9 protein-coding genes are annotated in these 13,470 nt (G+C 72.6%); all 9 read right to left on the reverse strand.

What is annotated here, in order from left to right; all coding sequences use genetic code 11:
- Window positions 1–109 precede the first annotated feature (109 nt).
- The 9 genes from ABZY91_RS19040 to eccD all read right to left on the reverse strand — a co-directional run bounded on the left by ABZY91_RS19040 (window position 110) and on the right by eccD (window position 13,396).
- A complete protein-coding gene (locus ABZY91_RS19040; RefSeq protein ID WP_329878623.1) occupies window positions 110–970 on the reverse strand; it encodes an immunity 49 family protein in 861 nt (286 codons plus the stop codon).
- A complete protein-coding gene (locus tag ABZY91_RS19045) occupies window positions 967–3,900 on the reverse strand; it encodes a hypothetical protein (protein ID WP_355403725.1) in 2,934 nt (977 codons plus the stop codon). Before ABZY91_RS19045 ends, ABZY91_RS19040 begins: the two co-directional genes overlap by 4 nt.
- Window positions 3,897–4,325: a DUF6507 family protein gene (locus ABZY91_RS19050; protein WP_329878619.1), complete on the reverse strand. Its 429-nt coding sequence runs from the start codon at window positions 4,323–4,325 to the stop codon at window positions 3,897–3,899. The genes ABZY91_RS19045 and ABZY91_RS19050 overlap by 4 nt, the downstream gene beginning before the upstream one ends.
- Before the next feature lie 48 nt (window positions 4,326–4,373).
- A complete protein-coding gene (locus ABZY91_RS19055) occupies window positions 4,374–4,685 on the reverse strand; it encodes a pore-forming ESAT-6 family protein (RefSeq protein WP_329878617.1) in 312 nt (103 codons plus the stop codon).
- Window positions 4,686–4,742: 57 nt separating this feature from the next.
- Window positions 4,743–5,078 (reverse strand): hypothetical protein, encoded by a 336-nt coding sequence (locus ABZY91_RS19060; RefSeq protein ID WP_329878615.1) that lies wholly within the window; start codon window positions 5,076–5,078, stop codon window positions 4,743–4,745.
- 128 nt (window positions 5,079–5,206) lie between these two features.
- Entirely contained in the window at window positions 5,207–6,625 is a 1,419-nt protein-coding gene (locus tag ABZY91_RS19065) for a DUF6177 family protein (protein ID WP_355403727.1), read from the reverse strand.
- A gap of 137 nt (window positions 6,626–6,762) precedes the next feature.
- Entirely contained in the window at window positions 6,763–10,737 is a 3,975-nt protein-coding gene (eccCa, locus tag ABZY91_RS19070) for a type VII secretion protein EccCa (protein ID WP_355403729.1), read from the reverse strand.
- A gap of 2 nt (window positions 10,738–10,739) precedes the next feature.
- The gene (locus ABZY91_RS19075; RefSeq protein WP_355403731.1) at window positions 10,740–11,957 is read right to left on the reverse strand and encodes a MinD/ParA family protein; all 1,218 of its coding nucleotides are present in this window, start codon (window positions 11,955–11,957) and stop codon (window positions 10,740–10,742) included.
- Window positions 11,958–12,040: 83 nt separating this feature from the next.
- Complete coding sequence (eccD, locus tag ABZY91_RS19080; protein ID WP_355403733.1) at window positions 12,041–13,396, reverse strand: type VII secretion integral membrane protein EccD; 1,356 nt, start codon at window positions 13,394–13,396, stop codon at window positions 12,041–12,043.
- Between the last annotated feature and the right edge of the window lie 74 nt (window positions 13,397–13,470).

Consider the following 13,470-nt stretch of genomic DNA (forward strand, 5'->3'; position numbering starts at 1 on the left):
GGCCGGACGATGTCCGGCCCGGGCCTCTTCACGTCCGGGCTTCCTCACGTCCGCCGCCCGTGCGCCACGGCTCCGGCCGCGCTGTCCGCGCGGAGGAGGTGGCGCCGGATCACGTGGGGAACTCGCCGTACCAGAAGCGTTCGAGGATGTACTTGGGGAGGTACCCGGACTCGACGCCGACGGGGAACTTGCCGTCGTAGGCGAGGCAGGCCATGGCGAACGGGCCGAGGGGGAGGGCACCGTCGACGTCGGTGGCACGGTCCTCGTCCAGGGTCCAGTAGGCCTTGTGGAGGTTGAGGGCCTCGGCGAGGGCGGGGCCGAACTCCTCCTTGCGCCCGCGCACGAAGTGGTAGAAGAGGTTGAGCGGGGGATACATGATCCCCTGCAGCGCGTCGACCGGGGTGTTCGGCGAGGCCTCGGGGGTCGCGGTCGCGAACGCCGCCGTGAGCTTCTCGACCAGTTCGGGCCGGCGGAGCCAGTAGGTCTGCTGGACGTCGACCCAGTGGAAGACGAACTCGTCGTAGGCGCCCTCGGCCGCGCGCAGCCGCTCCAGCGGGATCTCGGCGAGCCGGGTCATCCGCTGCCGGTCACGGCAGATGACGGCCAGCCAGAACGCGCTGAACCAGTTCCCGGCGTTGGCGAACTTCCGCAGGCCGATCGCCTGGACGGTCCGCTGCTTGTCCTCGATGAAGCACTCGACCGTCCCCTCGTCCGTCCCGGTCACGGCGAACAGGGCGTCGCCCAGCTGCATCGCGACGACCGCGGCCTGCCAGGTCTCCAGCCGGCTGCCTTCCGGGTCGGCGGCGATGTGGGACTGGAACGCGAGGACGGCGGTGCTGAAGGCGAAGTCGATCGATTCGGCGGACCGTTCGAGCCGGTCGACCCGACCGGAGACCGCCTGGCTCTGCCGGTCGGCGAACGCCTCCGCATCGGGGCGGGGCACCAGATGGCGTTCGACGGTCACGGTCACGGAAGAGTCCCCTTGCTGATGTCGAACCTCTGGTACAGAAGGCCATTGTAGCTACCGGTGTTGTAGTCGCCCTTGACGACGACATAGTCGAGCTTGCCGGGGGTGTCGAGCGCCTTTTCGATTTTCTCGACGAGGTCCGTTTCGCCGCGCTTGGTCATTTCCCGCAGGATGTCGAGGAAGTATTCCCGGCTTCCCTGGGAAACGGCCTGGCCCTTGACGCCGGGCATGCCGGAGGGCGAGGGGAGGTCGCGCTTGCCGAGCTCCGTCTTGGGGCCGCTCTTGGCCTCGATGACCAGGACGCGGCCGTCCTCGTGCACCCACACCTGGTCGAACTGGTCGCTGCCGCTCTTCGGGCCGAGGAGGGTCTCGCTCTCGAACCCCTTGTAGTGCTCGGCGACGAAGTGGTACTTGGCGGCGCCTTCGCCGAAGGCCTCGGCGGCGGTCCCCATCTCGGTGTGGGACGCCCGGTAGACGCCCTGGGCGTCCGGATGACCGGTGCGGTTCATCCAGTCCGTGACGAGGTTGTCCCACTTGATGGCGTTCTGCTGCTTCAGCGCGAGGTCGTCGAGGATCTTGAGCCGGACGGGATCCGTGACCTTGTCCGCGCCCAGCGGGACCTCGTCGATGTCGAGGTAGTGCGGGTCCGGCGCCTCGGGGGAGTCCTTGGCGCGGATCCACGGACCGTCCTCCGACAGCTTGGTGAGCTGCGGCGGGGGGAATCCGCTCTCGTCGATCGGCTTTCCGCTCAGGCGGCGGCCGAGGATGTTGTAGTGGTCCTCGAAGTAGCCGGGCTCCTCGTTGGCCCGGTAGACCTGGATCTCCTCGATCTGGCCCTTGTCGAGCCGGCCGCGCTCCCCGTACGGGTTCGGGCCGTCGAGCATGGTCGCGGGACGGGGCACGGGCTGGCGCGGGGTCGCGGCGTTGTCGCCGGCGCCGGCCGCGTTGTCGGCCGTGCCGGCCGGGCCGGTGCCCGGGGTGTTGTTGCCGTGGGTGCCGCCGCCGCCCGGACCGTCGTTGCCGTGCGAGCCGCCGCCGCCCGGACCGTCGTTGCCGTGCGAGCCGCCGCCGCCCGGGGTGTTGTTGCCGTGGGACCCGCCGCCGCCCGGACCGTCGTTGCCGTGGGACCCGCCCGTGGTCGGGCCGTCCCCGCCGTGGGTGCCGTGGGTGCCGTGGGTGCCGGGGGTGACCGGGCTGTCGCCGCTTCCGCCGCGCGGGGCGTTGAGGTCGTTGCTGGGGCCGTGGCCCGCGTGGCCGCCGGGGAGGTTGTCGCCGGCGTTGACGCGTCCCGTGGGGAAGTTGTCCGCCGGGTTGACCCGCCCCGTGGGGAAGTTGTCGGGGTTGACGCGTCCGGTGGGGACGTGGTCGGCGACGTTGACGGGGCCGGACACGTCGGAGGTGAGGCGGATGCCGTCGTTTCCGCCGCGGGCGCCGGCGCCGACCAGTTCGCGGGTGTCGACCTTGACGGGGGTCTCCGTCTTGAGGGGCGCGTGGTCCTTGGCGGGCCTGTCGACGATGTCGGGCTTGGCCTCGTCGACGTGTTGGGTGATGTTGCCGCCGGCGTCGTAGATGTTGCCCTTGGGGTCCATGAACCGCGGTGGGCCGTCGACGGGGAGTTTGACGGTGCCGGTGGGCAGGGTGGTGGTGTTCTTGGGGAATTTGACGGTGTCGTCGCCGACCTTGAACGCGCCGTCGGGGACGGCGACGTTCTTGGGGATGCGGATGGTGCCGTCGGGGAGTTTGAGGGCGCCTTCGGGGAGGGCGACGGCCTTGTCGATGTTGATGGTGGGGACTTCGAACTTCCCGAGGCCCTTGAGGCTGGTCATCACGTCGCCGATTTTGGTGAAACCGGCGCCGGCGCCCTTGAAGAGGTAGGTCATCGGGTCGATGACCCTGCCGGCCTTGCCCGCGAGGGAGATGGCCTTGGCGGCGGCGCCCGCCTTGCCTGCGCCGGAGGCGGCGCCGCCCGCGCCGCCGGTGAAGACGGTGGTGAGGACGTTGAAGGTGACGGCTCCGGCGGCACGGGAGGGGTTGGAGCCCCACTGGTCCCAGGCGAGGAGGGCCTTGCCGGTCTCCTTCATGGCGGTGCGGGAGTCGCGGAGCCAGGAGGGGAGCTTGTCGTCGGGGACGGCGAGGAAGAGCGGTCCGACGCCGGGGATCGCGGTGATGGCGAGGCCGGTGGCGAGTTTGGCGAGGCCGGTCCAGGCCTGGCCGGCGGCGTCCCAGCCCTGGAAGCCGACGAGGGTGCCGAGGCCGACGAGGGTGCCCCAGACGCCGTCGACGATGACGCCCTTGCCGAACTCCCAGGCGTGTTCCCAGACCTGCCACCAGGGGATGGACTCCTCGACGGCCTCGCCCCAGGGGAGGGTCTTGGACTGCTTCAACGCCTCGGCGTCGTAGCCGTACATGTCCTTGCCGTTGGAGCCGTCGTTGACCTTGAGCGGGGAGCCGCCGACGAGCGCGACGATCTTGGCGTGGGCGGCGCGTTCGACGGCCTGGAACTGGGTCCAGACCTCGGCGATCTCGTTGCGGCGGTCGTTGTTCTCGTCGACGAGGTCGCCGTCCTCGCGCCACTTGTCGTCGCTGTTGGCCTTGTTGCGGAAGGTCTCGGCCTCGTGCTTGAGGTCCTGCAGCTTCTTGACGATGGGGGCGGCGTCGCGGCTGTAGGTGCCGAGTGCGCCGGCGATGGTGCACAGGTCGGTGCTGAGTTTGAGGCCGAGGTCCTGGACGGGTTTGGTGGTCGCGAAGAGTTGCTCGGCCTCGGGCGCCTGGTAGAAGGCGCGCAGGCCGCCGAAGCTGGTGTGGACGTTGCCGGTGGCGGTGGAGATGGCGGGGCCACTGGTGGAGATGGCCTTGACGTTGGCGTCGAGGAGCGCGAGGTTCCCGGTGAACACCGGGACCTCGGACGGGTTGACCGGCTTGTTGTCGGTCACTTCTTGCCCCCCGGCTGGTCGCGCAGGGCTTCCAGGTTGATGGCCCGCGCCGCGTCCTGGGCCTGCTTCGCCGCCGTCAGGTCACCTTCGAGGTACTCGTTGGTGGCCTTCACCGCGCCGCGCAGGCACGCCTCGATCCGCTCCGACATCGACTTCAGCTCGGCCTTCCGGCCCTCCAAGTACTGGCTCAGCGCGGCCGCGACCGGGCCCATCGCCTTCTGCGACAACGGGGGCGCGCCGACCGGCACCGGCCCCTGCAGGCGGGTCTCCGACTGCGAACCGGGCACGGCGGTGCCCGCGTTCTGGGCCGCCTGGGACAGGTTCGTCATCAGGGTGTTCAGAGCTGTCTCCAGATCACCCGCATGCCCGCCGACAGTCTTCAACTGCCCCTGTACGCCCTGTGGCTTGATGTCCCAAGCAACCATCAACAACCCCCGTTGTCAGACCGTCCGGCAAAACCCGTTCGGCCGTGTTCAGCCGATGTTGGCGACGGCGGCCTTCGCCCGTGCCAGCGTCTGCTGGGCCGTGCCGTCGTTCTGCTCCAGCGTCGTCTTCAGCAGCTGGACGATGTTCCGCACCTCCTGCGAGGCGTTCTTCCAGCGCAGTTCCTTGGCGTGGTAGTCGTCCGCCACACCGTCGGCGGTGAAGTCCGCGATGGCGGCCTTCACCTGCGCGTCACGCGCCGCGATCACCTGTTCCAGCTGGCCGATGACCAGCTGGAGGTTGCGCTGCGCCTCGGTCGAGGCGCCCGAGTCGTACGAACGGCGGTCCGTTCCACCGGCCATCACACATCACTCCCCGTTGTGGTTCCAAGGTTCTGACGAAGGCTCCGGGGCCGTTCGTCAGCGGCTGCCCGAGAAGCGGGCCGCGTCGAAGTTCGCCGACGCCATCTGCTGCTTCGCGTTCTGGCCCTGCTCCTGGTCGCCGGAGCCGAAGGCCTGTTCCATGCCCGACTGGCCGCCCAGGATGGCCGACAGCGAGGAGTTCAGCGCCTGGGTGATCTCGTCCGACCGCGACTTGAACGAGTCGAAGGCGACCTTGCCCTGGCCGTTGAACTTGCCCTCCAGCGGCTGGGCGGCCTGCACCAGCTGCTTGATCAGCGTGCCCAGGTCCGCACTCGACGTCCGGGACCCGGACATCAGCTTGGTCAGCGCCTGCGTCCCCATGTCGAACTTCATACCGCTCCCCCGTCCGCTCGACCGAATGAATGTCTATCCAACTTGCTACCAACGTTCTATCAACTCCCCCCGACAACGCAAGCTGTCGGGGGGGACCGTGACGAACATATGACAAGGTGAAGGTGACTTCACGCGCCCTTCAAATGCCGCACCAGCCGCTCGAAGTCGGCCCACCCGGAGAGGTCGGACGGGTCCCCGGGCAGCGGGTAGTAGTAGGCGGGCCGGGTCTTCGGACCGAGCGCCACCGGCTGCTGCGACAGCGGCGTGCGCCGGGCACGGTCGTCCGGCAGCGCCCGGACCTCCTCCGCGCCGAGGACGAAGGCCAGCGGCACGCCCGGGCCCTCGAAGCGGGGCGGCACCGCCAGGTCGCGGCGGGCCCTGCGCAGCTGGAGGAGCATCGACTGGAGCCGGTGCCGGGTGACCAGCGTCTCCGCGACCCCCGGCAGCGCGTCCAACGGCGGCTCCTCGTCGGCCCCGTAGCCGAACGCGAGGGTCACGTCCTCCTCGACCCCCGCCTTGGTCCGGGTGACCTTCAGCGTGGCCAGACCCGGCCGCTCCGGGCTGCCGACCACCACGAACCAGGTCGGCTCGGGCGCCCGCGAGTGCGCGAGGTCGGTCAGCCGCCTGAGGGACCAGGGCAGGTTGGCGGGTTCGGCGGTGCCCCAGCCGGCCGGGGGCTCCCCGGTGAGCTCGCGCCAGACCGTCTCCAGGGCGCCGCCGAGGACCAGCCGGTCGTCCGCCGGGTGGACCGTCCGGAACGTGACCGCCAACTGCCGTTCGGCGCAGGCCCGGACCTCCTGGTACGCGGCCGCCACCGGGGTGCGCGGATCGTCGGCGGTGGCGTCCGCCGGCACCACGGTGGCGAACATGCCCTCCTGCCAGCGCAGCACCGCGCCCGTGTGCCCGTCGTAGTAGCCGTCGCGATCGTCCTGGACGACCCAGCGCGACGGCCAGCCCGGCAGGTTCGCGAGGACGGCGGGGGAGAGCGTCGTCCCGGCGGGGGTGACGATCTGCAGGCCCCGGCTGCTGGCGGCGGCGGCCCGGAAGGCGTCGGAGAGCCAGGCGGTCATGGCGACCACCGGGCGGTCCATGATGACCACGGCGACCTTGTCGGTCAGTACGTCGACGGCGGGCTGGGCGGCGGCGGGCGCCGGCGCCGCGGTCAGGCCCGCCGTCTCCACCACGGCCGTCGACCGCGCGGCCTGCGGCGGCCACGCGCTGCCCCCGGACAGGGAGGCCAGCCGGGCCGCGAAGGCGCCCGCGAGCCGCTCCGCGTCCGGGACGCCGGTGGTGGCCCGGGCCTCCGTCCACCAGAACGGGACCCGCGGCGGGTTCGCGCCGAGCAGTCGCTCGGCCTCGCCCCGGACCTGCACCAGCAGCGGCGCCTCGACGGAGAGCAGCGGCCGGCCCTGCTCGTCGCAGAGCTGGATGACCGCGTCCTCGCCCGCCGTGTTCACCAGCTTGTCGGGCCCGCCGGCGAGCAGGCCGGCGAGCACGCTCCAGGGGTCGGGCATCCGCGGGGTGAGGGTGATGACGTCCTTGGTCATGGGGTCGTGAGGTCCTTCGGGGTGGCGGTCGTACGGGTGGCAGGCGCGCGAGCGGTCGGGCGGGCACGCGTTCGGCTGTGCGGGGCGTCCGGGGTGTCCAGGACGCGGGGAACGCGCGGAAGGGACGGGCGGTGCGGTCAGTCGGCCGTGTAGACGGTCTGGATCAGGCGGTTCTCCTGCCCCCGGCGGACCAGGACCCCGCGCCCCGCGGGCTGCTGGGAGGCGTAGACCCCGGGGAACAGCTGGCCCTCGCCGCGGTCGCCCGCCATCACCACCGCGGTCGCCCCCGACTCGCGCAGGGCCTGCACCAGCGGCTCGTACATGCCGCGCGAGGCGCCCGCCACCCGGCGGGTCAGCACGAAGTGCAGACCGATGTCCGCGGCCGAGGGGAGGTAGGGCAGGAACGGTTCGAGCGGGCTCTGGCCGGCGGTGGTGAGCACGTCGTAGTCGTCGACGAGCACCACGATCCGCGGGCCGCCGCCCCAGCTGCCGGCTTCCAGCGCGTCCAGCGGCGCGTTCTCGTCGGGCAGCCGGCGTTCCAGCTCGGTGGAGACGCCGGCCGCCAGGCCCGCGCACATCCGGGCGTTGTACGCGTAGCCGCCGCTGTACTCCTCCGGGATCACGCCGCGCAGGCTGCGCCGCGGGTCCATCACGGCGAAGACCAGTTCGTCCGCGCCGTGCCGCTCGATCAGGCCGGCGGCGAGGGTCTTCAGCAGGTTGGTCTTGCCGCACTCGCTGTCGCCCATCACCAACAGGTGCTGGTCGTGCCGGAAGAGGTCCAGCAGGACGGGTTCCAGCGCCGCCTGGTCCAGGCCGAGCGGGACCCGCTTCGGCTCGGCGACCGGCCCCGGGAGCAGGTGCGGCTCCAGGACGTGCGGCAGGACCCGGACGGGTTGGGCGACCTCGCCGCTCCAGGTGGCGCGCACGGTGCGGGCCGTCTGCTCCAGGACGGTGCCCAGCTCCGCGGTGTCGGCGAGCCCGTCGGTCCGGGGCAGGGCGACCTGGGCGAAGAGCCGGCCGTCGGTCAGGACGCGGCCGGGCTCGTCGGCGGCGAGGGTCGCGGCGAGCTTGCGCTCGATGCTGGTCTCGGTGGGGTCGTTGAGCCGCAGCTCCACGCGGGTGCCGAAGTTCGACTGGGTGGCGATGCGGACGTCGTTCCAGCGGAGCATGCCGGCCACCACGTGGATGCCGTAGCCGCCACCGCGCTTGAGGATGTCGACGACGGCGTCGTCGAGGTCCTCGAAGTCGTCGCGCAGCGCGCCGAAGCCGTCGATGACGAGGACGATCTCGGCGGACGCCAGCCGGGGCAGCCGGCCCGCCGCGTGCAGGGTGCGCAGCTGCTCGACGGAGTCGATGTTGTGGTCGCGGAAGACGTTCTCGCGGGTGGTGAGCATGGTCCGCACCTCCTCGACCGTGCGGGCCGCCCGTTCGCGGTCGGCGCGGCCGGCGATGCCGCCGACGTGCGGCAGCCCCGACAGGGCCTGGAGGCCGCCGCCGACCAGGTCGAGGCCGTAGACGCCGACCTCCTGCGGGGTGTGGGTCAGCGCGAGCGAGAGGACGAGGGTGCGCAGCAGCGTGGTCTTGCCGGACTGCGGGCCGCCGATGACGGCGGCGTGGCCGCCCGCGACCGTGAGGTCCAGGAACCACTCGCCCTGCCACTGCTTCGCCGGGTCGTCGAGGAGCCCGAGCGGCACCTGGAGCCGTCCGCGCCGCCGGGCGAGCTGCAGCCCGCGCGGACCGACGTCCAGCGGGCCCGCGATCGCGTCGAGCGGGACGGCGCCGGGCAGCGGCGGCAGCCAGATCTGGCGGGCGGGGTCGGCGGCGTGCTCCAGCTGTCCGACGATGACGCCGAGTTCGGTCGGGCCGGTCTCGCGGCGCCGGGTGGCCGGCTCCCGCTGCTCCTGGCCCTCGGGCCGGGACATGCTGTTGAACGCCGGGTACTCCAGGGCGAGCGGTCCGCTCTGTTCCTGTTCGCTGCGCTGGACGGGGCCCCGGTAGCCGCCGGAGACGTAGCTGGCCTTGAAGCGCTCGTAGTGGCTGGTGTCGACCTTGAGGTAGCCGAAGCCGGGCAGTGGCGGGAGGTGGAAGGCGTCGGTGGTGTCCAGGACGGTGCGGGACTCGTCGGCGGAGAAGGTCCGCAGGCCCAGCCGGTAGGACAGGTAGGTGTCCAGGCCCTTCAGGTTGCCGCCCTCGATGCGCTGGCTGGACAGCAGCAGGTGCACGCCGATGGAGCGGCCGATCCGGCCGATCGACAGGAAGAGGTCGATGAAGTCGGGCTTGGCGGTGAGGAGTTCGCCGAACTCGTCGATGACGACGAACAGGTGCGGCAGTGGGTCCAGATCGGGCCGTCGTTCGGCGCGCAGGGCGGCGTAGGCGCCGATGTCGGCGACGTTGCCCGCGTCCTTGAGGACCTGCTGGCGGCGCTTGACCTCGCCCGCGAGCGAGGCGTGCACGCGCTCGACCAGGCCCGCCTGGTTCTCCAGGTTGGTGATGACGCCGGCGACGTGCGGCAGTTCCGCGAAGGGGGCGAAGGTCGCCCCGCCCTTGTAGTCGACCAGGACCAGTGCGAGGTCCTCCGGCGGGTGCGTGGCGACGAGGGCGAGCACCAGGGTGCGCAGCAGTTCGGACTTGCCGGAGCCGGTGGCGCCGACGCAGAGGCCGTGCGGCCCCATGCCCAGTTCGGAGGACTCCTTCAGGTCGAGCAGCACGGGCTCGCGGGAGTCGCTGATGCCGATGGGGACGCGGAGGAAGGCGCGTTCGCCGCGGGGCGCCCAGAGCCGGCCGAGGTCGAGGCGGGCGACGTCGTCGATGCCGAGCAGGTCGGCGAAGTCGACCGGGCCGGACAGCGGGGCGTCGACGAGCGACTCGGCGGACAGCCGCAGCGGGGCGAGCATCCGGGCCAGGCCCTCGGCGAAGGGGACGCCGACCTCGTCCACGGTGCCGTGGGCGCTGATCGGCTGCTCCTCGCGCAGGTCCTCGATGACCACCCGGTCGCCGTCGACGGTGATCCGCAGACCGATCTGTCCGGGTTCCTGGATCCGCTGTTCGAGCAGGTGCAGCACGGTGACGCCCATCTCCCGCAGCCCGACGGCCTCGTCGGGGAGCGGCAGGTCGACGGCGTCGTCGCCGTGCCCGTCGGCGATCACGAGCAGTCGGGAGGTCATGGAGAGGGCGTCCTGGCCGGACAGGCCCCGGCGCACCTCGGCCGCGTAGGAGGCGCGGCGGCGCAGTTCGGGGCCGAGCTGCTGGGCGAGCTGGGCCACGGAGGGGGCGATGCGGCGGGCGGCGACGGGACCGTCGAGCTGCTCGGTGTCGAGCAGGTGCGGCATCCACTTGGCCCACTCCCAGTCGGTGAGCCGGTCGCCGGGCACGGCGAGCGCGACGGTCACGTCGTCGGGTGCGTGCAGGGCGGCGGTCTGGACGAGCAGGGCGCGGGCGACGCGCAGGCAGTCCTCGCGGGGGCCGACGACGCTGATGTCGCCGACGCGGTCGAGCGGGACGGTGAGCGGGAGTTCGGTGCCGGTGCGGAAGCGGGTGGTGAGCGCCGAGGCCTCGTTGAGCATGAAGCGGTCCGGCGGGGTGAGGACGGACGAGCTCTGCTGACCGATCCGCAGGTCCCGGACGGGCATCTCGCCGGTGCCGACGCGGACCCGCAGGAAGTCGCCGTCGACGCGGCGGCGCTCCCACAGCCGGGCCGGGTCGCGGACGATGTCGTACAGGGCGGGCGGCGGCGGGTTGAGGACGCCGGCGTGCTCGCCCCGGTCGCGCTCCTCGCCGGCGAGTTCCTCGCGGAGGTCCTCCAGGTAGGAGAGGTACGCCTCGCGCTGGGTGCGGCGGGTGCGCTGGGCCTTGCCGCGCTGGGAGAAGACCAGGCCGAGGGAGCCGATGACGGTGACGACCAGGACCAGCGCGCCGAGGGCGGCGAACTGGCTGTTGCGGACGACCGTCATCATCACGACCGAGGACATCACGCCGGCCACCGGCAGCAGCGACATCGCGATGTTGCCGGCCTTCCCCTCGGGGAGGTTGGGCGGTGCCTCGATGGTGCGGGCCTCGGGGGCGGCCGGGGGCCTGACGGTCCTGGCCGGGCGGTGGATCAGTCGGGTGCTCATCGTCAGTGGCGCTTCTGGGAGAGCTCGAAGACGTCCGCGGCGAGCCGGGTGGCGGTCGTCCGGGTGGCCCGGGTGAGCAGGTCGGTGCGGATGGTGCCGCCGGCCGCGAGGTGGCGGTCGTACCGCAGGAGGTGGACGCTCGTGCCGGTGGAGCGGAGGGTGCGCACCGCGGCGTCGAGGTCGACGCCGGAGTGCGGGGTCTGCTCGGTGACGACGACGACCGTGCCGGCGATCACGTGCGGCGGCAGGCCGCGCATCCACTGGAGGACCTCGTGGGTGCTGGCGACGCCGTCGAGGGTGGCGGGGGTGGTCAGCACGCGGGCCTGGGAGGCGGAGAGCGCGACGCGGGCGACCTCGGCGGGCAGGGTCTGGCAGTCGACGACGGTGATGCCGAAGTAGCGGCGCAGGGCGACCATGACGCGCTGGTAGCCGCGGGCGTCCAGCATCGTGCCGATCTGGCCCTGGCTTCCCGGCAGCAGCCAGGAGTTGTTGCGGAGCTGGACGAGGTAGCCGGTGACGTCGAGCAGCGACATCTGCGGCTTGACGATGTCGGCGACGTCGCTGGTGGTCCACCGCACGGTCTCGGCGCCGAGCTTGACGGGCAGCGAGCCGAGCGCCGGATCGGCCTCGACGAAGAGGACCGGGTCCTTGCGGTAGTGCGCGTAGGTGGTGCCGAGCAGCGCCGCGACGGTGGACTTGCCGGCGCCGCCGCGGATGGAGGTGACGGCGATCTGGCGGCCGGTCGTGACCGGCTGCTGGAGGATCTCGGCGGTGCGGGTGGCCTCGGCGACCTCGCGGGCGGCGGACTTGGAGACGTTCTTCCAGACGGCGCGGGCGACGCGGGTCGCGAGGGCCTCGCCGCTGCGGGGCTTGCGGGCGACGGCGGCGAGGTTCCGGTCGACGGTGGGCCGGGAGTCGGGGGACCGGGGCGCGACGGCCTGCCGGCCGGGGGCGGCGCCCTGCGGCTGTCCGGCGGGGGCCTGCTCGTACCCCTGCCCGTACGCCTGTCCGTATCCCTGCTCGTATCCCGGTGCCGACCCCTGTTCGGGAGCGGTGAGGGCCTGGGCGAAGCTCTGCGCGGCGGTGGCCTGGGCCTGGTCCAGGGCCTGCAGCTGGGCCTGCGCCTGGGCCCGGGCCTGCGCCTGGTCCGGCGTCGGGCCGGGCACCGGGGCCCTCAGATCGCGCAGGACGTCGCCCTGCCAGTTCTCTCCGTTCGGCATGCCTGCAACCGCCCCTTCCACTCCACGTACCGCCCCGCCCGGAGCTCCTGTGCGTTGACTCGGAAACCGACTTCGACGTCGGTTCAGAACTTGTCGAGCAGTTGCCCGTACACCCCGAACACCCCGACGGCCAGCGGGAACAGCCCCACCATCCCGACGGACTCGACGAGGTCGGCCAGCCGCCGCAGCCGGACCTGGGTGTGCTCGGGCGGCTGGACCGCCAGGACGAGCAGCGGCAGCAGCGCGGCGGCGCACAGGACGGCCAGCGCCCCGGCACCCCCGCCGTGCCGCATCCACAGCAGCGCCAGGCGCACCACGAGGACCCCCGAGGCGGTGAACAGCGCCACGACCTCGGCGACCAGGGGGAAGGCCCGGGCCCGGGAGAGCAGCACCACGGCGACCAGTGACGGCAGCGCCACGGTCCAGACGTCCGGCTCGGCGGTCAGGGTGAGCAGCCAGCCCGCGCCGGCGGCCGAGACCGCGGTCGCGATGGTCGCGAGCGCCAGCCCGCGGTGGGTGGCGGCCAGGGCGTTGCCCACCTCGTGGCGGCTGACGGACGCTCCGCCGGAGCGGCGGTCGTCGAGCGCGGTGAGCCCCGATCCCATCAGCGCGAGGCGTGGCAGCAGTCCGAGCAGCACCACGGAGAACACCGCCATCACGGCGCCGATCCGGGCCGGGTCGGCCCCGGTGGCGGCGACGGCCTCCCACACGGCGGTGATCGCGGCGACGGAGACGGCGCCGATCAGACCGCCGCGGCCGAGCGGGGAGAGGACGCCGAGGAGTGCGACCGTCACGGTCAGCGCGCCCGCGACGGCGGCCAGCCGTACGCTCGCGGACCAGTCGAAGGCGTCGGCGGCGCTCCACGCGCCGAGGACGCCGAGTCCGCCCGAGGCGAGCAGGAGCGCGGTGGCCAGGCCCCGGTTGCCCTTCCCGATCCGGGCGACGAGTGCCCCGACGACCGCCAGCGCGGCGGCGAGGCCGAGCAGGACGCCGGCCAGCGCGTCGAGCGCGAACTCGCGCCGGGCGAGCAGGGCGGCGGTCACCGCGAAGGCGACGGTCGCCACGCCGGCGCTGCCCCGTCGGGCGGCCGGGCGCCAGCGCCAGGCCTGGAGGTTGAGGTCGTCGGCCACCAGGTCGATGACGTCGTGCACGACCGGGGCGGGCGGCGCGGAGTGGGTCCGCACGAGGCGCAGGACGGCGCCGTCGGCGACCCCCGCCGATTCCAGGGTGCTGTCGTGCGGCAGCGCGGAGCCGTCCGGCGTCATCAGCTGACGCGCCATGGGCCGGGACGCGGTCCGGTCGTCGAGCAGCTGCAGGATGTCCGGGAGCAGCACCCCGATCGGGGTGTCGGCGGGCAGGACCACGTCGGCCTGGCGTCGCTCCCCGATCAGGGTCACCCTGCTCTGCCGTGCCGGGGAAGTCGTTGCTGTGCTCACCACTTGTGGGAACCTATCATCGCGCCCTTTTCGACCTCTCGGACCAGTGCTTCCACGTCGCTGCCATGTCCGGGGTG

Source organism: Kitasatospora sp. NPDC002965 (assembly GCF_040611255.1).
GTDB lineage: Bacteria > Actinomycetota > Actinomycetes > Streptomycetales > Streptomycetaceae > Kitasatospora.